The following is a 20,952-nucleotide window of genomic DNA, read 5'->3' on the forward strand; positions in this document are numbered from 1 at the left end:
TGACGCCGCTGCTGTCATGACGCATCCGCTGCGCCGGGCGCTGCGCCGCCTGCTGGCGCCCGTGTCGCGCACCCGCGCGTTCCGCCGCGTCGGCCCGCGCGTCATGCCGATCGCGGAGCGCATCGCGACGCGGCTGACGGGCGGGCGGCTGGTCGTCTCCGGCATCCTGGTGCCCTCGCTGGTACTGCACACGCGCGGCGCGAAGACGGGGAAGCCGCGGCGCTCGGAGCTCATGTTCACACCGGACGGCGACGGCGGAGCGATCGTCGCCGGCACGAGCTTCGCGCGCGCCCAGCACCCGGGCTGGACGGCGAACCTGGCCGAGCATCCGGACGCAGAGGTCGTCGTGCGGGGCCTGCGCTACCCGGTGCGGGCGACGCGCATCGCGGCCGACGAGCGCGACGCCGCGTGGGCGCGCATCGAGGCGCAGTGGCCGGGCTATCGGGAGTACGAGCGCGACTCGGGCCGCACCGTGCGCCTGTTCAGGCTCACGACGGATGCGGTGCCGTCACCGTTCCGCGAGCGCCGCTAGGGCGCCAGCGCCGACGCGAGGGCCGAGACGAGCCTGGGCAGCGCCGTCGGATCCGACGCCGCGTGGTTCGGGTCGAGCTGGCCGATCGACATCCCCCAGCAGTCCGGATCGTGCAGGAGCTCGACGAGGGCCTGCTCGAGGATGGCGATGGTCGGCCCGCTGCTGCGGCCGTTGACGTTCTCGGCGATCGGCGCGTCGAGGAAGTCGAGCACGTCGACGTCGAGGTGCACGACGAACGGGCCCGGCTCGAGCGAGCCGCGGGCCCGGTGCGCCGCCGCGCGGGGATCGGCGCAGAGCGCTGCCTGCTCGACGACGGTGAGACCGAGGCCCGCCGCCTGCTCGCGCTCCCACTCCGTCGTCTCGCGCGTCGTGTCGGCGCCGAGGTAGACGAGATCCGCCGGGCGCAGCAGGGGCATGCGACCGGTCGCGTCGGCGAGCTCGGCGGCGGCACCCTCGAGGGCCAGCGCGTGCGCCATGCCCATCCAGCTGAGCGAGCCCTCCGTGGTCGAGCCCGGGGTGTTCAGGTCGAGGTGCCTGTCGACATAGAGGAGCCGCGGCCGCTCGCCGGCCTGCGCCATCGCAGCGCACATCCCGACGGCGACGGTGCAGCTGCCGCCGAGCACGAGCAGGCGCTCGCCCTGCGCGAGCAGCATCGCGGCCGCGTCGGCGAGCTCGACCATCGCCTCCGCCTCGTCGCCGAGGTTCTGCGCGAAGGGGCTCGTGCGGTCGGGCACCCAGACCCGCCTCGTCAGATCGCCCGCGTCGACGACCTGCGCACCCGTCGCCGCCAGCGCCTCGACGAGGCCCGCATCCCGCAGCGCCCCCGGCGCCCGCTCGACGCCGAGGCAGTAGGCACCGGCACTGCTCGGAACGCCCAACACGGTGACCTTCATCGGGCTCTCCACCAACGCAGGGTCTCGACCATGCGGCCACCATGCATCGGATGCGGGACGACGCGCAAGGGCCGCGGCGCCCGCGCACGCGTCCCGGGCGGGCGGATGCGCGCTGCCCGCCGACCGCGCAGGGCACACTGGGTGCATGCGCATCCTCATCGCCGGCGCCAGCAGCGCGCTCGGCCACGCCACCGCATCCGCCCTGCTCGACGCGGGTCATGACGTCATCGCCGTCGGATCGAGCGCGGATCGGCTCGGGCTCGTCGACGCGACCGGGCGCTTCGAGTGCGACCTGACCGACCTGGCGGCGGTCGAGCAGCTCGCTGCAGAGGTCGGCGAGCTCGACGGCCTGCTGCACCTGGTCGGCGGCTGGCGCGGCGGCGGTGGTCTCGCCGGCCAGAGCGATGACGACTGGGCATGGCTCGAGGCGCGCGTGGTGGGCACGCTGCGCAACACCACGCGAGCGTTCGCCGAGGCGATCGGTCGGTCGGATGCGGGGGTCATCGCGATCATCTCGTCGACCGGCGTCGAGAAGCCGACCGCTGGCAACGCGAACTACGTCGCGCTGAAGGCGGCGGCCGAGGCGTGGCTCGCGGCGGTCGGGCACGCGCTGCGGGCCACACCGGCGCGCACGGTGGTGCACCGCGTGAAGGCGCTGGTCTCCGATGCCGAGCGCGCCGCCCAGCCCGACAGGGAGTTCGCCGGCTTCACCGACGTCACCGAGCTCGCCGCGACCCTCGCCGCCGAGTTCGCCGCACCCGCGCCGGGCAGCGCCAACGGCGGCTGATCCGCTCTCAACCGCCTGACCGGTCGGGCGACCTGCTCTCGCGGCCGTGACCGCCGATCAGCCGGTCGAGCGATGCGCCAGACTGCGCCTATGCATCGGCGCAATTGCCCGACTATGCTCGCGAATACCTGCAGGGCTCGCCGTCGAGGGCTGCAGCGCCTCGCGTCCCCGAGCACCGCTGGAGCCTCCATGCCGTCACGCCGCATCGCCGAGCCCCGGCGATGCTCCACACCGCCCCGGCCATGAGCACCGTCGCGCCCAAGCACGCACCGCTCCTCTCGCGCGCGCTGCTGATCGGTCGCATCGCCCTCGCCGCTGCCATCGCGGCCGCCGTGCTCGGCCAGCTGAGCACGAGCCTCCAGTTCTGGACGCTCAGGGGTGATCCCGACATCCCCCTGCACGTGATCAACTTCTTCAGCTTCTTCGCCATCCAGGCGAACCTGCTGGCGATGGTCACGCTGGCACTGCTCGCCGTGCGGGCGCTCCGCCGGGCACCGCTCGGCCGGGCCATCCACGTGCTCGCGCTGTGCGCGACGGCCTACCTGGTGGCGACCGGCATCGTCTACAACACCGTGCTGCTCGGCGTCGAGCTGCCGCTGGGAGCGACGCTCGGCTGGTCGAACGTCGTCCTGGTCCTGATCGCGCCGCTCGGGATGCTCATCGACTGGCTGCTCAGTGCCAGGGAGCGCGCGGTGCGGTGGCCGGATCTCGCCATCGTCACCATCTATCCGCTCCTGTGGCTGACCTACACCCTGGTGCGCGGCCCGCTCGTCTCGTTCCAGACCGGTGCGCGCGATCACTGGTACCCCGCGCCCGTCCTCGACCCGGCCGGCTACGAGAACGGCTACGGCAGCGTCATGCTCCTGACCCTCGCGATCGCGGCGACGTTCGCGATCGCGGGAGCGGTGCTGATCACCGTCAGCCGCGCTGCGTCGAGCGCGCGGGCACATACCGTCACCACCGAGCCGCGAGGTCGCGGCGACCGAGAGCTCGAGCCGGAGGGCCTTGCATGACCGAGACCAGCGCACCGCAGTCTGCGCCCCAGCCCGCACCGCATCCGTCACCCCGTCGGCGCCGGTTCGGCCTCAGCGCGCAGTCGAAGCTGCTGGCGATGCTGCTCGGCGTCAGCCTCCTCGCCTCGATCGTGGTCGGCGTGATCGGCTACCGCAGCGGGCAGGAGAGTCTGCGGAGCGCCGCCTTCGAGCAGCTCACGACCGTGCGCGAGCTGCGTGCAGAGGCGATCGAGCGCGAGTTCTCGTCGCTGCAGACGAACGTCGAGCTGCAGTCGCGCAACGCCAGCTCGGTCGAGGGTGCCGCCGCGTTCATCGCCGGCTTCGAGGCCCTGGAGGGGACGGAGCTCGACGCTGCCCAGGACGCCACGCTCACCCGCTTCTTCGAGGAGGAGTACGTCCCCGCCCTCGAGAGCAGGAGCGGCAGCGAGTTCGAGCCCGCATCCTTCATCCCCGCGACGGACCCCGGTCGCTACCTGCAGTACCACTACACGGCGCAGCGGGCGATCGATGACTTCGACGCCGGGCTCGCGCTCTCGGATGCGGGCGACGGCAGCCAGTGGAGCGCCGCGAACGCGCGCTACGGCCCGTACTTCCAGAGCCTCGTGGAGGAGCTGGGCTACGAGGATGTGCTGATCCTCAACACGGATGCGGAGATCGTCTACAGCGCCTACAAGAGCGTCGACCTCGGGGTGTCGATGCGCGAGGCTCCCTATGAGGGCTCGTCGCTCACGACGGCGGTCGACGAGGCCCTGCGATCGGGCTCGCTCGACTCGGTGATCACGACCGACTTCGAGCGCTACCTGCCCTCGCTCGGCATCCCGACCGCGTGGGTCGTCTCACCGATCGGCACCGCGACCGAGCTCACCGGCGTGCTCGCCGTGCAGGTGCCGATCGAGCAGATCAACGCGGTGATGACGGGCGGTGGCGACTGGCTCGCGCAGGGGCTCGGCGAGACGGGCGAGGCGTACCTCGCGGGCGCCGACGGGCTCATGCGCAGCGCCTCGAGGCTGCTGACGGAGGAGCCGGATGCCTACGCGGCGACCGTGATCGCGAACGGCACGCCGCCGGAGGTCGCCGAGCGGATGGTGCGGGTCGCTGGCACCGTGCTGCTCCAGCCGGTCGACTCGGGCGCGCTGCAGGCGGCGCTGCGGGGCCAGTCGGGCACGATGGTCGGCCCGCAGTACACCGAGGGGTCGAGCCTGATCGCCTACGCGCCGCTCGAGATCGAAGGGCTCAACTGGGCGATCATCGCGCACATCGACGCGAGCGAGGCGTTCGCCCCCGTGAACGACTTCGCGCGGGACATGACCATCTGGACGCTGGCGATCCTGCTGGCGGTCAGCGTGCTGTCGCTGCTGCTCGCGCAGGTGTTCGTGCGGCCGATCCGGCAGCTCGTGGATGCGGTGCGGCGCCTCACCGCCGGCGCGCTCGACGTGCGGGTGCCGGCGCGCTCCCGCGACGAGTTCGGCGACCTGGGCCTCGCGTTCAACGAGATGGCCGAGAGCCTCAAGGTGAAGCAGGAGCTCATCGAGGAGCAGCAGTCGGAGAACGAGCGGCTGCTGGGCACGCTGCTGCCGGGTTCGGTCGCCGCGCGCTACCGCGACGGCGAGGAGTCGATCGCGGAGGAGCACGAGGACGTCTCGGTCGTCTACGCCGAGCTGATCGGCTTCGACGAGCACACGCGCGGCCTCTCGGGCTCGCAGGAGATCGAGGCGCTGAACGCGCTCATGCGCGGCTTCGACGAGGCTGCCACGACCGCAGGGGTCGAGCGGGTGCGCACGCTGCGCGGAGGCTACCTGGCGAGCTCGGGGCTCGTGGTGCCGCGGGTCGACAACGCGCTGCGAGCGGTGAGCTTCGCGCGCGAGATGCGCGCCGTGGTGCAGCGCTTCAACGCGCAGCACGGGACGCAGCTCGACATCCGCGCCGGCGTCGACACCGGTGCCGTGAAGAGCGGGCTCGTCGCGCGCACCAACCTCGCCTACGACCTGTGGGGCGATGCGGTGAGCCTGGCGTTCGCGATGCGCGCCGCCTCGCGCGAGCCGGGCATCTACGTCTCGGCGGCGGTGCGGGAGCGGCTGGCGGGCTCGGTCGAGTTCGTCGAGGCGGGCACCGTCGAGGCGCGCGAGCGCACCGAGACGATCTGGAGCGTCGTGGCATGAGCGACCTCGCGGGCGACTGGGTGTGGTGGGCGGTCGGCATCGCAGCGGCCGGAGCGATCCTGCTGGTCGTCCTCACCGAGATCGTCAACGCCCTGCAGCGCCGCGGGCACCCGGGCGCGAAGCCGCTGCGGTTCCTGCGCACGTGGGTGCTGCCCGTGGCGGGCCTGTTCGCGCTGCTCGCCTTCGGCCTCCGCTCGCCCGAGGAGCACGTGTGGACGCGGATCGTCGCGACCGTGCTCGGGTTCCTCGTCATCCTGCTGGTGCTGTCGGCGTTCAACGTGGCGCTGTTCAGCACCGCGAAGGAGGGCACGTGGCGAGAGCGGATCCCCTCGATCTTCGTCGAGCTCGCGCGCCTCGTGCTGGTCGTCGTGGGGCTGGGGCTGCTGCTGCAGTGGGTGTGGGGCGCGGATGTCGGCGGCCTGATCACCGCGCTCGGCGTCACGTCGATCGTCATCGGGCTCGCGCTGCAGAACGCGGTCGGCGGCGTGATCTCGGGCCTGCTGCTGCTGTTCGAGCAGCCGTTCAAGATCGGTGACTGGCTCGACGCGCAGGGCGCGCAGGGCCGGGTCGTCGAGGTGAACTGGCGCGCGGTGCACATCGACACCGGCAGCGGCATCCAGATCGTGCCGAACGCGACCCTGTCGGGCGCGACGTTCCGCAACCTGTCGCGGCCCGCCGGCTCGCACCAGACGGTCGTCGAGGTGGCCTTCTCCACCGACGATCCGCCCAACGAGGTGGTGGGGCTGCTGACGCAGCTCGCCGAGGCGCTGCCCATGCACGACGATCGCGGGCGCGTCAGCGCGGAGTACCGCGGGGCAGCGAAGTATGCGGTGACGCTCGTGACCGCTTCGCCCGCACTGGCCGACAGCGCCCGCAGCCTCTACCTCTCATGGCTCTGGTACGCCGCTCGGCGGCGCGGGTTCGCGCTCGACGGCGACGACAGCGATCCGGTGGCCGAGCCCGCAGCGGTCGAGGCGGCCATCGCCGCGATCGCGACGACGCTGCGCGCCGGCGAGGACGAGCGCGCGCTGCTCGCGCAAGGCGCTCGCCTCGAGCGCTGGGGCTTGGGCGAGACGGTGCAGCCCGAGGGCGTGGTGCCGGATGCGGTGCGATTCGTCATCGCCGGCAGCGCCCGCACCGTGGTCGGCGCGGGCGCCGCGGCGGTGGAGGTCGACCGGATCGAGCCTGGCGACTATGTAGGGCAGACGGCGCTCACGCGCGAGCGGGCGAGCGCGACGGTCATCGCCTCGAGCCCGCTGACGGTGCTGGTGGTGCCGCTCGCGACGCTCAACGAGCTCATCGGTGCGAACCCGCGGCTCGCGCAGGAGCTCGGGCGGGCGATCGAGGCGAAGCGCGCCCGGGTCGTGGCCGCCCAGCAGCAGGCGCGCATCCGCACCCGCTGACCTCCCTCTCGACCGGCCAGCTGGTCGGCGAGCGCTGCTGCAGCGCCTGCCCGACCAGCTGCCCGGTCGAGCGCTACTCGGGCTTGCGCTCGAGCACGAAGACCGGGATCTCCCGCTCGGTCTTCTCCTGGTAGTCGGCGTAGTCCGGGTAGGCGGCGACGGCGCGCTCCCACCATGCGGCCCGCTCCTCGCCGGAGACCTCGCGCGCGAGGTAGTCGTGCCGCTCGGCACCGTCCTGCAGCTCGACGTGCGGCTGCTCCTTGAGGTTGAAGTACCAGACGGGGTGCTTGGGAGCCCCGCCCAGCGAGGCGACCGCGGCGTAGGCGCCCTCGTGCTCCACCCTCATGAGCGCGGTCTTGCGCAGCTTGCCGCTCTTCGCGCCCACGCTCGTGAGCAGGATGATCGGCATCCCGCGCATCGTGTTCGCCTCGGCGCCGTTCGACGCCTCGAACTGCTCGGCCTGGTTGCGCGCCCACTCGGACGTGCTCGGTGCGTACTCGCCCTGCAATGGCATGGTGCTCCCTCGGTCGACTTCGACCGTAGCGCGCCCAGGTGTCGCGCAGGCAGCGCTAGAGGCGGGCCACCCGCGTGACCTGCACGACCGCGGTGCCCGCCTCCGCGGAAGCGGCGAGGTCGATCGTCGCCCAGATGCGCCAGTCGTGGTCGCCCGCCGGGTCGGCGAGGATCTGCTGCGCCTGCCACTCCGACGCGCCCTCGTCGATCTCGAGCATGCGCGAGCTGCGCGCATCCGCCCCCGTGCCCATCGTCTCGTGCTCGTCGTAGTAGTCGTCGAGGGCCTCGCCCCACGCATCCGCCCCGAACCCCGGGTCGAGCTCGCCGAGCGCCTCGTGCCGATCGAGCGCCGCGAGCTGCACCCGCCGGAACAGCTCGTTGCGCACCAGCGTGCGGAACGCCCGCGGGTTCGCCACCACGCTGGGCGGCGGCGGCGGCGCGATCGGCACCTCGCCCGGCGCCGTGGGGTGCATGAGCTCCTCCCACTCGTCGAGCAGGCTCGAGTCGACCTGCCGCACGACCTCGCCGAGCCACTCGATGATGTCGAGCAGATCCTCGCTCTTGGCCTCGTCCGGCACGGTCTGCCGCACGGCCCGGTAGGCGTCCGAGAGGTAGCGCAGCACGAGCCCTTCGCTGCGCGCGAGCCCGTAGTGCTGCGTGTAGTCGGCGAAGGTCATCGCCCGCTCCCACATGTCGCGCACGACCGACTTCGGCGAGAGCGCGAAGTCGCCCACCCACGGCTGCGACGACGCGAAGACCGCGAGCGCCTCGGTCAGCAGCTCCTCGAGGGGCTTCGGGTGGGTGACGTCCTCGAGCAGCTCCATGCGCTGGTCGTACTCGATGCCCTCTGCCTTCATCGCCGCGACCGCCTCGCCGCGAGCGAGGAACTGCTGCTGCGAGATGATCGGCCGCGGGTCGTCGAGCGTCGACTCGATGACCGAGATCACGTCGAGCGGATGCGTCGGGTCGGCCGGGTCGAGCACGTCGATGACCTCGAGCGCGAACGGCGAGAGCGGCTGGTTGAGCGCGAAGTTCGGCTGCAGGTCGACCGTGAGGCGGATGAGCGGGGGTCCCTCGGGATCGGCCGGGTCGACGTGCTGCTCGACGATGCCGGCGGTGCGCAGCGTGCGGTAGATCGCGAGCGCGCGCCGCATGAGCGCGAGCTGCGAGCGCCGCGACTCATGCGAAGACTCGATCAGCTCGCGCATCTCGGTGAAGGCGTCGCCGCCGCGCCCGATGACGTTGAGCAGCATGGAGTGGCTCACCTGCATCTGCGAGACGAGCGGCTCGGGCTCGGCGTCGATCAGCTTCTCGAACGACGGCTTGCCCCACGAGACGAAGCCCTCCGGCGCCTTCTTGCGCACGAGCTTGCGCCGCGCCTTCGGGTCGTCGCCGGCCTTCGCGAGCATCTTCGCGTTCTCGGCCTCGTGCTCGGGCGCCTGCACCACCACCGTGCCGGCGGTGTCGTAGCCCGCCCGGCCCGCGCGCCCCGCGACCTGGTGGAACTCGCGCGCGGTGAGCTGTCGCATCCGCTGCCCGTCGAACTTCGTCAGGCCCGTGAGCAGCACCGTGCGGATCGGCACGTTGATGCCGACGCCGAGCGTGTCGGTGCCGCAGATGATGCGCAGCAGCCCCTGCTGCGCGAGCTGCTCGACGAGGCGGCGATACTTCGGCAGCATGCCGGCGTGGTGCACGCCGATGCCGGAGCGCACCAGCCGCGAGAGCGTCTTGCCGAAGGTCGTCGTGAAGCGGAACTCGCCGATCGCGGCCGCGATCTCGTCGCGCTGCTCGCGGCTGACGATCTTCACCGAGGAGAGCGCCTGCGCCCGCTCGAGCGCCGCCGCCTGCGCGAAGTGCACGACGTAGACGGGCGCCTGGTTCGTGGCGAGCAGCTCTTCGATCGTCTCGTGCACGGGCGTCATCGCATAGCTGTAGGACAGCGGCACGGGCCGCTCGACACCGGTGACGGATGCGGTCTCGCGGCCCGTGCGCCGGCTCAGGTCGTCGGCGATGGGCTTCGTGTCGCCGAGCGTGGCCGACATCAGGATGAACTGCGCCTGCGGCAGCGTCAGCAGCGGCACCTGCCAGGCCCACCCGCGCTGCGGATCGGCGTAGTAGTGGAACTCATCCATCACCACCTGCCCGACGTCCGCGTCGGCGCCGTTGCGCAGCGCGAGGTTCGCGAGGATCTCTGCGGTGCAGCAGATGATCGGGGCGTCGGCGTTGACGGAGGAGTCGCCCGTCACCATCCCCACGCGCTCGGCGCCGAAGATCTCGACCAGGGCGAAGAACTTCTCGCTCACGAGCGCCTTGATGGGCGCCGTGTAGAACGACCGCTGTCCCTGGGCGAGCGCGGCGAAGTGCGCGCCGGTCGCGACGAGCGACTTGCCGGTGCCCGTGGGCGTCGAGAGGATCACGTTCGCGCCCGTGACGATCTCGAGCAGCGACTCCTCCTGCGCGGGGTAGAGCGTGAGGCCGCGCTCGGCGGCCCACGCCTCGAAGGCGTCGAAGGCGGCGTCGGGATCCCAGGAGTCGGATCCCCGGAGCTGCGCGGCGTGGTCGAAGAGGCTCATCACCTCGAGTCTGTCGCACCCTCTCCCCCGGCGTCGCCCGGCTCGGTAGGATCTCCTGTGCTCCCCCATCCTTCGGCTCCCTCCGGCGCGCCCTCCGACGAGCCCGCCGGCGAGCCCACGACGCTCTCGCCCGACGAGGTCGAGACGACGCTGCGCGTGCTCGCGACCCTCCACGAGATGGATCGCGACGACCCCCACTACGTCGCCGTGCGCCAGGCCACCGCGAACATGTTCAAGGAGGTCAAGCTCGCCAGCCGCAAGGCCAAGCACGCGCGCATCCAGGCCGCCGACAGGGCAGTGATCGCCGCGACCGCGACGGGTGCCCCCGACCGCATCGACGACGAGACGCGCGGCGTCCCGCTGGCGACCCGCGCATCCGCCCCCACCGCCGGCACGCTGCTGCGCTCGCGCGGCTGCTACATCTGCAAGCAGCAGTACACGCTCGTCGACGCGTTCTACCACCAGCTGTGCCCCGACTGCGCGGCGCTCAGCCATGCCAAGCGCGACGCCCGCACCGACCTCACCGGCAAGCGCGCGCTGCTCACGGGCGGCCGCGCCAAGATCGGCATGCACATCGCGCTGCGGCTGCTGCGCGACGGCGCCCACACGACGATCACGACGCGGTTCCCGCGGGATGCGGTGCGGCGGTTCTCGTCGCTCGAGGACTCGTCGGAGTGGCTCGGCAGGCTGAAGGTCGTCGGCATCGACCTGCGTGACCCGGCGCAGGTCGTCGCGCTCGCCGAGGACGTCGCGGCGGCCGGCCCGCTCGACATCCTCATCAACAACGCCGCGCAGACGGTGCGGCGCTCGCCCGGCGCCTACGCGCCGCTCGTCGACGCCGAGAGCGCGCCGCTGCCCGAGATCGCACCGCACGGCGGGCCCATGCCAGAGCTCGTGACCTTCGGGCACACGAACGACGCGCATCCGCTCGCCCTCGCCGCCTCGGTCGCCGCCCACCCGATCCTGGCGAGCGCCGCCTCGACGGCTGACGAGCTGACCGCGCAGGCCATGGCGGCGGGCTCGAGCTCGCTCGAGCGCCTCGCGGCCGGCACCGCGATCGACGCGGGCGGCCTGCTGCCCGACGAGGAGCACGTCAACAGCTGGACCCAGCACGTCGACCAGGTCGAGCCGCTCGAGATGCTCGAGGTGCAACTGGCGAACATGACGGCGCCGTTCCTGCTGGTGTCGAAGCTGCGGCCGGCGATGGCCGCCTCGACCGCGCGCCGCAAGTACATCGTGAACGTCTCGGCGATGGAGGGCGTGTTCGGCCGCGGCTACAAGGGACCGGGCCACCCCCACACCAACATGGCGAAGGCCGCGCTCAACATGCTCACCCGCACGAGCGCCCGCGAGATGTTCGAGCGCGACCGCATCCTCATGACCGCGGTCGACACCGGGTGGATCACCGACGAGCGCCCGCACTTCACGAAGGTGCGGCTCGCTGAGGAGGGGTTCCACGCCCCGCTCGACCTCGTCGACGGCGCCGCCCGCGTCTATGACCCGATCGTGCGCGGCGAGGCGGGCGAGGACCTCTTCGGCATCTTCCTGAAGGACTACGACAAGGGTGCGTGGTGAGGGTCTGCGCGGCGCTGCTGGTCTCGCGGCGGCCGTGCTGAGGGGCCCGCGATGAGGGCGAGCGAGCTGCGGGCGCTGCCGCTCGGCACGCGCCTCGTCGTGCGCTACCGGCTGCACGGCGAGTCGCACGGGGCGACGGATGCGCTCGGCGAGCTGGTCTCGGTCGACGCGGCCGAGTGCACCCTCCGCACGCGCCGCGGCGAGATCGCCATCCCGATCAGCGACATCGTCGCCGCCAAGCGGGTGCCGCCGCCGCCCGCGCCGCGGCCACGGCCGTAAGCGCGCCCGCGCCTGTGACGCTCAACCGGCTGACCGGCACCTCGACCGGATAGTCCGGTCGGCCTGCCGCCAGGCCGGTTGAACGTCGCACAGGCTGGGCGCACGGGACGGGCAGCGCGCCGCCGCTCGTCACGCGCACTCGATCTCCACCGATCGTCAGCGCCACGCGCGTCTGATCTCCACCGATCGTCAGGTTGCAGGACTAGCGTGAGCGGCCAGGCAGCACCGCGACGAAGGAGCGATCCGTGACCGACACCTCTGAGCCGAACCGCCGCTCGCGAGAACTCGACGCCGACGGCTCGCACTCGGCCACCCCCTACGACGAGCCGTACTCGCCGACGGCGGGCACCGCATCCGACCCCGACCTCGGCGCCGAGCGCGGCCGCAGCGAGCGGGTCGGCACCGACCGCGTCGGCACCGGCTCCACGGCAGCCACGCCGACCGCTGCGCAGCCCCGGGCGACGGATGCGCGCACGGGCTCGTCGAGCAGGAGCGACTCGAGCACCACCGAGTCGCCCGCCAAGCCCCGCGTCGTCAAGACCGACCCCGCGCTCGACTCGCATCAGAGCCAGGGCGTCACGGGGGCGACGTGGATCGCGCTGATCCTCGGCACGCTCATCCTGATCCTGCTGCTCATCTTCATCCTGCAGAACAACGTGCCCGCCGACTTCGCCTACTTCGGCTTCGCGTTCACCCTGCCGCTGGGCGTCGCCATGCTGTTCGCCGCGATCGCCGGCGTGCTGATCGCCGCGCTGCTCGGCTCGGTGCGCCTGTTCAAGCTCAGCCGGCGCGTGCGCAGGCTCGAGAAGGAGCGCGCGACGATCAAGCAGGCGATCGCCGAGACCTCGGGGCGCTGACCCGCGCGGCCTGGCGCTCCACCTGAGATCTGACCCGAGAGGCCGAGCCGGAGGCACCGCATGGGTGAGCTGCACGTCAACATGCACGTGACGCTCGACGGCGTCATCACTGCGAACGGCGGCCCCACCGAGGTCGACGGCGACTTCCCCTACGCGGGGTGGGAGTGGCCGTACGGCGACGAGGAGCATGGCGCGCGGCTGCTCGAGATCGTCGAGGGGTCGGATGCGCTGCTGCTCGGCCGCGTCACGTACGACATCTTCCGCGCATACTGGCCGGGCAAGACCGATCGCATAGGGACGCTCTTCGAACGGGTGCCGAAGTACGTGGCGTCCCGGGGCGAGCCGGAGCTGTCGTGGCAGGGGACGACGCAGATCCGCGACGTCGCCACCGAGGTGCGAGCGCTGCGCGAGCGGCACGAGCAGACGCAGACGTGGGGCAGCAGCGACCTGCTGCAGACGCTGCTCGCCGAGGGGCTCGTCGACGTCATCAACCTCTGGACCTACCCGATCGTGCTCGGCATGGGCGGCCACGTGTTCCCCGCCGGGACGGTCGCGACGCGCTTCGCGCTCGAGGAGCCGGCGATGACCTACCCCTCGGGCGTCGTGCTGCTGCGCTACCGCCGGCTCGACGGGCTGCCCGAGACGGGCCGCGCGCCCGGCGCCTGACGCGGATCCGCCTCCGGCCCCCGACGCTCAACCGGCTGGGCGGTGAGGCGAGCCGCTGAGGAGCCTCCGCCGACCAGCTGACCGGTTGAGGATGTGCGGCGGCGGGCGCCGATACGATCGGAAGCCCGTCCGATGGAGGTCCTGTGCCCACCGAGTCCGTCTCCCACGCCGAGGATCTCGCCGACTTCGTCGACGCATCCCCCTCGAGCTACCACGCGGCCGCCGAGGTCGCCCGACGCCTGCAGGGCGCGGGCTTCGCCGCGCTCGACGAGACGGATGCGTGGCCCGAGACCCCGGGCAGCTACCTCGTGGTGCGCGACGGCGCGGTCATCGCGTGGGTGGTGCCCGAGCGGGCGACGGCGACCACGCCGGTGCGGGTGTTCGGCGCCCACAGCGACTCCCCCGGCTTCAAGCTCAAGCCGAAGCCCACGACCGGCTCGCACGGCTGGCTGCAGGCGGGCGTCGAGGTCTACGGCGGTCCGCTGCTGAACTCGTGGCTCGACCGCGAGCTGCGCCTCGCCGGCCGGCTCGTGCTCGACGACGGCACCCAGCTGCTCACCGACTCCGGCCCGCTGCTGCGCTTGCCGCAGCTCGCGATCCACCTCGACCGCGAGGCCAACGAGCGCTTCGCCCTCGACAAGCAGGCGCACACGCAGCCGGTCTGGGGGCTGACCGCGACGTCGGGCGCACCCGCGTCGGCAGACCTGCTGGCCGAGCTGGCCGCATCCGCCACGACCGACGGCGGCGCCGTCGACCCCGGCCGCATCCGCGGCTTCGACATCGTGACCGCCGATGCGGCTCGCGGCCAGGTCTTCGGCAAGGGCGACGTCTTCTTCGCGAGCGGGCGCCTCGACGACCTCGCCAGCGTGCACGCGGGCGTCGTCGCCATGGCGACGGCCGCCGAGGGCTTCGACGGCGACCACATCCCGATGCTGGCCGTGTTCGACCACGAGGAGATCGGCTCGGCCACCCGCTCGGGCGCCGCCGGCCCGTTCCTCGAGGACGTGCTCGAGCGCATCGGCCTCGCGCTCGGGGCCGATAGGGCAGAGCGGATGCGCGCGCTCGCGTCGTCGTGGTGCGTCTCGAGCGACGTCGGGCACTCCGTGCACCCGAACTTCGCGAGCAAGCACGACCCGGTCGTGCAGCCGGTGCTGGGGTCGGGCCCGATCCTGAAGATCAACGCGAACCAGCGCTATGCGACCGACGGCGCGGGCGCCGCCGCATGGCACGGATGGTGCGGTGCGGCCGGGGTCGCGAGCCAGGAGTTCGTGTCGAACAACACGGTGCCCTGCGGGTCGACGATCGGGCCGATCACGGCGACGCGGCTCGGCATCCGCACGGTCGACGTGGGGATCCCGATCCTCTCGATGCACTCGGCGCGCGAGCTCGCGGGCGTGAGCGACCTCTTCGACCTGACGCGGGTGGCGGAGGCGTTCTTCCGCGGCTGAGCGCGCCCGCCGGTCCGCGCCCGCAGGGCGCCCCCGCCGGCTGAGCCGGTCCGAGCCCGCAGGGCGCCCCCGCCGGCTGAGCCGGTCCGCGCCCGCAGGGCGCTGACCGCGTCGAAGCCCCTCAGTCGGCAGCCGGCCGCGCCAGCGCCAGCTCCCGTTCCGAGGGGCGCGGGACGCCCGCCCACCCCGCCTGCCCGATCCCCGCAGGGCCGCGCCCCACCGCATCCGCATCGCCGTCGATCCCGCCCTCGCCAGAGCGCAGCGCCCCCGCCCACGAGCGGCCGCCCCGCCACACGCGCGTCAGCGCGACGAGCGAGCTCGTCACCGTCGCCGTCACCTCGAACCCGGGGTCGAAGTCGCACAGATCGGTCTCGCCGTCGTGGCACACGAGCCACCACCGCGCGGCCCCCGTCTCGACATCGCTGAACCGCAGCGCCACCACCGTGCGGCTGCGCGGCCAGCGCTCGACGTCGACGGTGCGCCGCACATCCCACAGCAGCAGGTGCGGGTCGAGGTCGGCCTGGCCGAGGTCACCGATCCACCGCACGCCCCAGCCCGCGAGCGCCTCGACGATCGGCCGCAGCTCCACGCCCGAGGGCGACAGCCGGTAGGCCGTGTGGCTGCCGTCGACGCTCTTGCGCACGAGGCCGGCGCGCTCGAGCCGCTGCAGCCGCTTCGACAGCAGCGCCGGTGACATGTGCGGCACGCCCCGACGCAGGTCGTTGAAGCGCGTCGAGCCGGCGAGCAGCTCGCGCACCACCAGCAGGGTCCACCGCTCGTCGAGCAGCTCCATCGCCTTGGCGACGGGGCAGAACTGGCCGTATCCGCTCATGTTCGCCTCCACCGCCAGGTGTACGCCTGTCGAGCCCGCGAGGGAAGTACAGATCTTGAACTGCCGCCGGTGCAGATCGGTGACTGGATGCGCGGGGCGCGCGAGAGCACGCTCACAGCATCGACAGAAGGAGACACCATGAACACCATCGCTGCTGCGGTCACCACCGCCGCACCTGAGATCAAGGCGAAGCACGCCGCCATGTGGGCGCTCGGCGACTACCCCGCCGTCGCCCGCGAGGTCATCCCGAACCTCGGCGCGCGGCTCGTCGAGGCGGTCGGCATCGCGGCGGGCGAGCGCGTGCTCGACATCGCCGCGGGCGACGGCAACGCCTCGCTGCCCGCCGCTGAGCGCGGCGCGAGCGTCGTGGCCAGCGACCTGACGCCCGAGCTGCTCGAGGCCGGGCGGGCACGGGCCGCGGATGCCTCGCTCGAGCTGACATGGGAGGCGGCGGATGCGGAGGCGCTGCCGTTCGCGGACGGCGAGTTCGACGTCGCCATCTCCTGCGTCGGGCTGATGTTCGCGCCGTTCCACGCTCCGGTCGCGTCCGAGCTGGTGCGCGTCGTGCGGCCGGGCGGCCGCATCGGGCTGATCGCCTGGACGCCCGAGGGCTTCATCGGCGAGATGTTCCGCATCATGAAGCCCTTCGCGCCGGCGCCGCCTGCGGGAGCCGAGCCTGCCGTGCTCTGGGGTTCTGAGGAGCACGTGCGCGGGCTGCTGGGCGAGCGCGTCGCGCTGTCGTTCGCGCGGGAGGTGGTCGAGGTGCGGCGCTTCGGCGACGGTGCCGCGTTCCGCGACTTCTTCAAGGCGAACTACGGACCGACGATCGCCGCCTACCGCGGCATCGCTGCCGAGCCCGGGCGCGTGGCCGAGCTCGATGCGGCGCTCGCCGACCTCGGCGACCGCAGGCTCGAGGGGCACGTGCTGCCCTTCGAGTACCTGCTGACGACAGGCCTCGTGCTCTGACCGCGAAGTGGGGCGACATCGGCACTTGACACCACTTTGTGCGGAAGTTAATTTACTCCTGAACAAAGTAGGGAGAGCCGATGTCGTCTCGCACTGGCAACGACGCCAACCGCTCCGCGATCCTCGCGCACCTCGGTGCCGCTGGGCCGACGAGCCGGGCCGGGCTCTCCCGCGCGCTCGGCGTGAGCCCCGCCCTCGTGACCGCCCTCGTGCGCGGCCTGGTCGCCGACGGCCTCGTCGCCGAGGGCGACCACGACCGCACGCTGCCCGGCCGCCCGGCGAAGCTCCTCAGCCTCGTGGGCACCTCCGGCGTCGTGATCGGCGCCAAGCTCGTCGCCGACCACGTCGCCATCGTCGAGGCCGGGGTCGACGGCACGGTGGTGCGCTCGGCGATCGAGCCGTGGCAGGCCTCGGCGCCGACCGCGATCAGCGAGCTCGTGCAGCTGCTGCAGGCGTTCATCGGCCGCGGCAGCGAGCGCCGGCTGCTCGGCGTCGGCGTCGGCGTGCCCGGCCAGGTGGCAGGCCGCGAGCGCGGCACCGTCACCTGGCCCGCAGTGGGATGGCACGGCACCGACCTGGGCGAGTCGCTCTCCGCGAGCCTCGAGATCCCCGTCATCGTCGACAACAACGTGAACGCGCTCGCGCTCGCCGAGCGACTCTTCGGCCACGGCCGCCGCTTCGAGGACTTCCTCACCATCACGATCGGCACCGGCATCGGCTGCGCGATCGTGCTCGGCGGGTCGGTGCAGCGCGGCGCCACCGGGGCCGCGGGCGAGATCGGCCACTTCCCGGTCGACGACGGCGTCGATGCGCGGATGTGCGAGTGCGGCAACCGGGGCTGCCTCGAGTCGGTCATCGGGCAGGAGGCGCTCATCGCCACCGCCCGCTCGGAGGGCGCGCTCGGCCCCCGCCAGGGCATCGACGACCTCGTGCGTCGCGCCGACGACGGCGAGGAACCCGCGCAGCGCGTCTTCGGTGAGGCAGGCAGGACGCTCGGTCGCACCCTGGCCGGGCTCGTCAACGTCATCGACCCCCAGGCGGTCGTGCTCACCGGTGAGGGGATGCCTGGCTGGCGCCATTGGACGTTCGGCTTCGAGCCCGCCTTCCGCGGCGGCCTGCTGCCGCAGCGGCGCGAGCTGCGCGTCGAGATCGAGACGTGGCAGGAGGATCGGTGGGCGCAGGGCGCCGCCGCACTGGTGCTCGGCACCCCGTTCGAAGCCGACGCGGGAACCCAGAGCCGCCGGGTGCGCGCCCGCATGGCGGCCGCCCGCCCGACGGCGACGAGGGCCGCATCCGCCGACACCGCCCCGGCGCCATGACGACCACGCTCGACCCCGTTGCCGCCACACGCGCCCGCCCCGCCCGGCCGCCTCGTCGCGCAGGTCGCTCGCAACGGCGCACGACGCTGATCGCGCTGGCGTTCCTCGCTCCCAGCGCCATCCCGCTCGCGCTCTTCACGCTCTGGCCGATGCTCAACGCTGCGTGGATCAGCCTGCACGAGTGGAACCTGATCGGTGACATGCGGTTCGTCGGGTTCGAGAACTATGCCTCGCTGCTCACGGATCTCTCGACGTGGAACGTCGTGCTCCACACGCTCTACTACATCGTCGGCTACCTGCCGCTGGTCTACATCGGCGGCCTCTGCATCGCGCTCGCACTGAACACGCGCCTCCGCGGCCGCACGTTCTTCCGCGGGATCTACTTCCTGCCCGTCGTCACCAGCTGGATCGCGGTCGCGCTCGTCTGGCGCTGGCTCCTCAACCCGTCGAACGGCATCGTCAACTCGGCGCTGGGGATGATCGGTGTCGAGGGCCCGGGCTGGTGGACCGACCCGATGTGGGCGATGCCGAGCGTCATCATCGCCTCGGCCTGGAAGGATCTCGGCTTCGTCATGGTGATCCTGCTGGCCGGCCTGCAGGCCATCCCGGAGGACGTGCTCGAGGCGGCCAAGGTCGACGGCGCTGGTCGGTGGCGCACGCTCTGGTCGGTGACGCTGCCGATGCTCAGCCCCTCCACCTTCTTCGTCGTGGTGATCTCGCTCATCAACGGCTTCCAGGTCTTCGACCAGGTCTATGCCATGGTCGGGCCATCGGCGGCCCCCGCAGCGGAGGTGGTCGTGCAGCGCATCTACAACCTGACCTTCCAGTACCAGCGCGCAGGCGAGGCATCCGCCCTGTCGTGGATCCTGTTCGCCGTGATCCTGGCGGTCACGCTGCTCCAGACGCGTGCGCAGCGGCGGTGGGTGCACTATGCCTGAGCTCCTGCGCACGCACGAAGTCGAGCGGGCGGCCACCCGCCGGCGGCGCCTGTCCCCCCGCGCGGTCGCGCTGTGGCTGCTCGTCGCGCTCGGCGCCGCCGCGATGCTCTTCCCCTTCGTGTGGACGGTCGTGACCTCCATCACGCCGGGCGCGAACCTCGGGCAGTCGCCGACCCTCTGGCCCCAGGACCCGAGCTTCGACGCCTATCGCACGCTCTTCGAGCGCGGCGGCTTCGGGCAGGCGATCGTGAACTCGATCGCGCTCGCCTCCGCCACCACGGTCATCCAGCTCATCACGAGCTCGACCGCCGCCTACGCCTTCAGCCGCCTGCCGTTCCGCGGCTCCGGCGCGGTCTTCGCCGTCTACCTCGCGACCATGATGATCCCCCTGCAGGTTCTGATCGTGCCGCTCTTCGCGCAGCTCAAGGTGCTGGGCCTCATCGACACCCTCGCCGGGGCGCTGCTGCCCTCGCTCGCGAGCGCGTTCGGCATCTTCCTGCTGCGGCAGGCGATCAACCAGGTGCCGAAGGAGCTCGACGAGGCAGCCACGATCGACGGCGCCGGCCACCTCCGCATCTTCGCGACGATCATCCTGCCCAACATCCGGGCCGCGCTCGCCACCTTCGCGATCTTCGCCTTCATGGGCAGCTGGAACTCGTTCCTCTGGCCGCTCGTCGTGCTGCGCAGCCGTGAGTCGCAGACGCTCCCCGTCGCGCTCGCCGGCCTGCAGGGCCAGTTCACGACGCAGTGGGATGTCGTGATGGCCGGCTCCATCGTCAGCATCGTCCCGATGCTCCTCATCTACCTGCTCGCCCAGCGCCACGTCGTGCAGGGCGTCGCCACCTCCGGGCTGAAGTAGCCCTCTCTCTTCGCCTTTGCCTGTCCCTCCCTCACCTCAACCCCAACCAGGAGAACTCCATGCGAACCAAGGCCACGGCCCTCGTCAGCATCGCGGCAGCGACGGCGCTGCTCGCGACCGGCTGCTCGTCGGCAGCCCCCGCACCGTCCGACGGGGCGTCATCCCCCGCCGAGCCGGTCACCATCACCTACTCGAACTTCATCTCGAACGCCGGCAACGAGGAGAACCTCACCGCCATCGTCGACGCCTTCGAAGCCGAGCACGAAGGTGTGACGGTCGAGGTGACGACGCTGCCCTACGACCAGTACGGGCAGGTGCTCGACACCGACCTCGCCGCCGGCACCGTCGCCGACGTCTTCGACCTCGAGTTCGCGAACTACGCGCGCTACCAGTCGCTCGGCGTGCTCGCGCCGCTGGCGGTCGACGACCCATCCGTCTACCGCCCATCGCTGCTGGAGTCGTACCAGACCGAGGGCGAGCAGTACGCGCTGCCCTCCTCCTTCAGCAACGTGGTGCTCTACTACAACGCCGACATGTTCGACGCGGCGGGCCTCGACTACCCGAGCGCCGACTGGACCTGGGAGGACGAGCAGGCCGCAGCAGAGGCGCTGACGGATGCCTCGGCAGGCGTCTGGGGCGACCACCAGCCGGTCTCGTTCCACGAGTTCTACAAGGTGCTCGCGCAGAACGGCGGGCAGTTCCTGAGCGAAGACGGCACCGCCGTCGCCTTCAACACCCCTGAGGGCATCGAGGCCGCCAGCTGGCTGATCGACAAGTCGGGCACCGTGATGCCGACGATCGAGCAGGGTCAGGGCACCGCCGACTTCGACACGAACCTCTTCCTCGAGGGCAAGCTCGCCATGATGCACTCGGGCATCTGGGTCTTCGGTGCACTCGCCGACGCGCCCTTCGCCTGGGACATCGCGGTCGAGCCGGGCAACGCGCAGCAGGCCAGCGCGACCTTCTCGAACGCGGTCGGCGTCTCGGCGGAGAGCGAGCACGTCGAAGCGGCGACCGCATTCGCGCAGTTCCTCACCTCCTCTGACGTGATGGTCGACACCAGGCTCTCGACCGGTTGGGAGCTGCCTCCGATCAGCGACGAGGCGGCGCTCGGTGCGTACCTCGAGCAGGAGTCGCCGGCGAACCGCCAGGCGGTGTTCGACAGCCTCGACCAGATCGCGCTGCCGCCGGTCGTCGCCGAGGGCCAGACCGAGATGCAGGACATCGTGACCGAGGAGCTCGTGGCCGCCCAGGCTGGCCAGCAGAGCGTCGAGGATGCGCTGTCGAACGCCGAGCGCCGCATCAACGAGGTCATCGGCTCATAGCCCGGGGCTGCTGGG

19 protein-coding genes are annotated in these 20,952 nt (G+C 72.1%); 15 read left to right on the forward strand and 4 right to left on the reverse strand.

The annotated features are described in order from the left end of the window. The first annotated feature begins 16 nt into the window (after positions 1-16). Positions 17-532: a nitroreductase family deazaflavin-dependent oxidoreductase gene (locus BQ6202_RS11080; protein ID WP_072314504.1), complete on the forward strand. Its 516-nt coding sequence runs from the start codon at positions 17-19 to the stop codon at positions 530-532. Here BQ6202_RS11080 and BQ6202_RS11085 read toward each other — a convergent pair. Continuing rightward, positions 529-1,425 (reverse strand): arginase family protein, encoded by an 897-nt coding sequence (locus BQ6202_RS11085; RefSeq protein ID WP_072315121.1) that lies wholly within the window; start codon positions 1,423-1,425, stop codon positions 529-531. The genes BQ6202_RS11080 and BQ6202_RS11085 overlap by 4 nt on opposite strands. Before the next feature lie 145 nt (positions 1,426-1,570). Between BQ6202_RS11085 and BQ6202_RS11090 the strand changes: the two genes are divergently transcribed. From BQ6202_RS11090 to BQ6202_RS11105, 4 genes are all read left to right on the forward strand, one after another. Continuing rightward, positions 1,571-2,212 (forward strand): SDR family NAD(P)-dependent oxidoreductase, encoded by a 642-nt coding sequence (locus BQ6202_RS11090; RefSeq protein ID WP_072314505.1) that lies wholly within the window; start codon positions 1,571-1,573, stop codon positions 2,210-2,212. A gap of 242 nt (positions 2,213-2,454) precedes the next feature. Further along, entirely contained in the window at positions 2,455-3,225 is a 771-nt protein-coding gene (locus tag BQ6202_RS11095) for a Pr6Pr family membrane protein (protein ID WP_143143721.1), read from the forward strand. After that, positions 3,222-5,384, forward strand: a complete 2,163-nt coding sequence (locus BQ6202_RS11100) for an adenylate/guanylate cyclase domain-containing protein (RefSeq protein WP_083587221.1) — start codon at positions 3,222-3,224, stop codon at positions 5,382-5,384. The genes BQ6202_RS11095 and BQ6202_RS11100 overlap by 4 nt, the downstream gene beginning before the upstream one ends. Next, positions 5,381-6,787, forward strand: coding sequence for a mechanosensitive ion channel domain-containing protein (locus tag BQ6202_RS11105; protein ID WP_072314507.1), 1,407 nt, complete (start codon positions 5,381-5,383; stop codon positions 6,785-6,787). The genes BQ6202_RS11100 and BQ6202_RS11105 overlap by 4 nt, the downstream gene beginning before the upstream one ends. A gap of 73 nt (positions 6,788-6,860) precedes the next feature. Here the strand turns inward: BQ6202_RS11105 and BQ6202_RS11110 are convergent, their stop codons facing one another. Both BQ6202_RS11110 and BQ6202_RS11115 read right to left on the reverse strand, forming a co-directional pair. Further along, on the reverse strand, positions 6,861-7,301 hold the full coding sequence (locus tag BQ6202_RS11110) for a nitroreductase family deazaflavin-dependent oxidoreductase (RefSeq protein ID WP_072314508.1): 441 nt from the start codon (positions 7,299-7,301) through the stop codon (positions 6,861-6,863). A 55-nt stretch (positions 7,302-7,356) separates the two neighbouring features. After that, complete coding sequence (locus BQ6202_RS11115) at positions 7,357-9,873, reverse strand: DEAD/DEAH box helicase (RefSeq protein ID WP_072314509.1); 2,517 nt, start codon at positions 9,871-9,873, stop codon at positions 7,357-7,359. 150 nt (positions 9,874-10,023) lie between these two features. Here BQ6202_RS11115 and BQ6202_RS11120 point away from each other — a divergent pair, with 150 nt between their 5' ends. From BQ6202_RS11120 to BQ6202_RS11140, 5 genes are all read left to right on the forward strand, one after another. Next, positions 10,024-11,448 (forward strand): SDR family oxidoreductase, encoded by a 1,425-nt coding sequence (locus BQ6202_RS11120; RefSeq protein ID WP_234946232.1) that lies wholly within the window; start codon positions 10,024-10,026, stop codon positions 11,446-11,448. Between the two features lie 51 nt (positions 11,449-11,499). Then, positions 11,500-11,727: a putative acetyltransferase gene (locus BQ6202_RS11125; RefSeq protein WP_072314511.1), complete on the forward strand. Its 228-nt coding sequence runs from the start codon at positions 11,500-11,502 to the stop codon at positions 11,725-11,727. Positions 11,728-11,972: 245 nt separating this feature from the next. Beyond that, positions 11,973-12,584 carry a LapA family protein gene (locus BQ6202_RS15150; RefSeq protein ID WP_083587222.1) on the forward strand — a complete coding sequence of 204 codons (612 nt, stop codon included), beginning with the start codon at positions 11,973-11,975 and terminating at the stop codon, positions 12,582-12,584. A gap of 60 nt (positions 12,585-12,644) precedes the next feature. Beyond that, positions 12,645-13,250: a dihydrofolate reductase family protein gene (locus BQ6202_RS11135; protein ID WP_072314512.1), complete on the forward strand. Its 606-nt coding sequence runs from the start codon at positions 12,645-12,647 to the stop codon at positions 13,248-13,250. Positions 13,251-13,393: 143 nt separating this feature from the next. After that, positions 13,394-14,698, forward strand: coding sequence for a M18 family aminopeptidase (locus BQ6202_RS11140; protein WP_072314513.1), 1,305 nt, complete (start codon positions 13,394-13,396; stop codon positions 14,696-14,698). A 121-nt stretch (positions 14,699-14,819) separates the two neighbouring features. Here BQ6202_RS11140 and BQ6202_RS11145 read toward each other — a convergent pair whose 3' ends face one another. Then, on the reverse strand, positions 14,820-15,530 hold the full coding sequence (locus BQ6202_RS11145) for a winged helix-turn-helix transcriptional regulator (protein WP_072315123.1): 711 nt from the start codon (positions 15,528-15,530) through the stop codon (positions 14,820-14,822). Between the two features lie 138 nt (positions 15,531-15,668). On the opposite strand from BQ6202_RS11145, the gene BQ6202_RS11150 reads away from it, so the two are divergent. From BQ6202_RS11150 to BQ6202_RS11170, 5 genes are all read left to right on the forward strand, one after another. Beyond that, complete coding sequence (locus BQ6202_RS11150) at positions 15,669-16,496, forward strand: class I SAM-dependent methyltransferase (protein WP_072314514.1); 828 nt, start codon at positions 15,669-15,671, stop codon at positions 16,494-16,496. A gap of 80 nt (positions 16,497-16,576) precedes the next feature. Continuing rightward, on the forward strand, positions 16,577-17,815 hold the full coding sequence (locus BQ6202_RS11155; protein ID WP_072314515.1) for an ROK family transcriptional regulator: 1,239 nt from the start codon (positions 16,577-16,579) through the stop codon (positions 17,813-17,815). A 149-nt stretch (positions 17,816-17,964) separates the two neighbouring features. Further along, a complete protein-coding gene (locus BQ6202_RS11160; protein WP_200792247.1) occupies positions 17,965-18,753 on the forward strand; it encodes a carbohydrate ABC transporter permease in 789 nt (262 codons plus the stop codon). Next, positions 18,746-19,612, forward strand: coding sequence for a carbohydrate ABC transporter permease (locus BQ6202_RS11165; protein ID WP_083587224.1), 867 nt, complete (start codon positions 18,746-18,748; stop codon positions 19,610-19,612). Before BQ6202_RS11160 ends, BQ6202_RS11165 begins: the two co-directional genes overlap by 8 nt. 59 nt (positions 19,613-19,671) lie before the next feature. Next, positions 19,672-20,937: an ABC transporter substrate-binding protein gene (locus BQ6202_RS11170; protein ID WP_072314516.1), complete on the forward strand. Its 1,266-nt coding sequence runs from the start codon at positions 19,672-19,674 to the stop codon at positions 20,935-20,937. Positions 20,938-20,952 lie beyond the last annotated feature (15 nt).

The sequence above is a fragment of the Agrococcus sp. Marseille-P2731 genome (assembly GCF_900117395.1).
Lineage (GTDB): Bacteria > Actinomycetota > Actinomycetes > Actinomycetales > Microbacteriaceae > Agrococcus.

Bases quoted from the DNA above. Each gene is read 5' to 3' on its own strand.
- BQ6202_RS11080 (WP_072314504.1), top strand. From the start codon at position 17: ATGACGCATCCGCTGCGCCGGGCGCTGCGCCGCCTGCTGGCGCCCGTG.
- BQ6202_RS11085 (WP_072315121.1), bottom strand. From the start codon at position 1,425: ATGAAGGTCACCGTGTTGGGCGTTCCGAGCAGTGCCGGTGCCTACTGC.
- BQ6202_RS11090 (WP_072314505.1), top strand. From the start codon at position 1,571: ATGCGCATCCTCATCGCCGGCGCCAGCAGCGCGCTCGGCCACGCCACC.
- BQ6202_RS11095 (WP_143143721.1), top strand. From the start codon at position 2,455: ATGAGCACCGTCGCGCCCAAGCACGCACCGCTCCTCTCGCGCGCGCTG.
- BQ6202_RS11100 (WP_083587221.1), top strand. From the start codon at position 3,222: ATGACCGAGACCAGCGCACCGCAGTCTGCGCCCCAGCCCGCACCGCAT.
- BQ6202_RS11105 (WP_072314507.1), top strand. From the start codon at position 5,381: ATGAGCGACCTCGCGGGCGACTGGGTGTGGTGGGCGGTCGGCATCGCA.
- BQ6202_RS11110 (WP_072314508.1), bottom strand. From the start codon at position 7,301: ATGCCATTGCAGGGCGAGTACGCACCGAGCACGTCCGAGTGGGCGCGC.
- BQ6202_RS11115 (WP_072314509.1), bottom strand. From the start codon at position 9,873: ATGAGCCTCTTCGACCACGCCGCGCAGCTCCGGGGATCCGACTCCTGG.
- BQ6202_RS11125 (WP_072314511.1), top strand. From the start codon at position 11,500: ATGAGGGCGAGCGAGCTGCGGGCGCTGCCGCTCGGCACGCGCCTCGTC.
- BQ6202_RS11135 (WP_072314512.1), top strand. From the start codon at position 12,645: ATGGGTGAGCTGCACGTCAACATGCACGTGACGCTCGACGGCGTCATC.
- BQ6202_RS11145 (WP_072315123.1), bottom strand. From the start codon at position 15,530: ATGAGCGGATACGGCCAGTTCTGCCCCGTCGCCAAGGCGATGGAGCTG.
- BQ6202_RS11150 (WP_072314514.1), top strand. From the start codon at position 15,669: ATGAACACCATCGCTGCTGCGGTCACCACCGCCGCACCTGAGATCAAG.
- BQ6202_RS11155 (WP_072314515.1), top strand. From the start codon at position 16,577: ATGTCGTCTCGCACTGGCAACGACGCCAACCGCTCCGCGATCCTCGCG.
- BQ6202_RS11160 (WP_200792247.1), top strand. From the start codon at position 17,965: ATGCTCAACGCTGCGTGGATCAGCCTGCACGAGTGGAACCTGATCGGT.
- BQ6202_RS11165 (WP_083587224.1), top strand. From the start codon at position 18,746: ATGCCTGAGCTCCTGCGCACGCACGAAGTCGAGCGGGCGGCCACCCGC.
- BQ6202_RS11170 (WP_072314516.1), top strand. From the start codon at position 19,672: ATGCGAACCAAGGCCACGGCCCTCGTCAGCATCGCGGCAGCGACGGCG.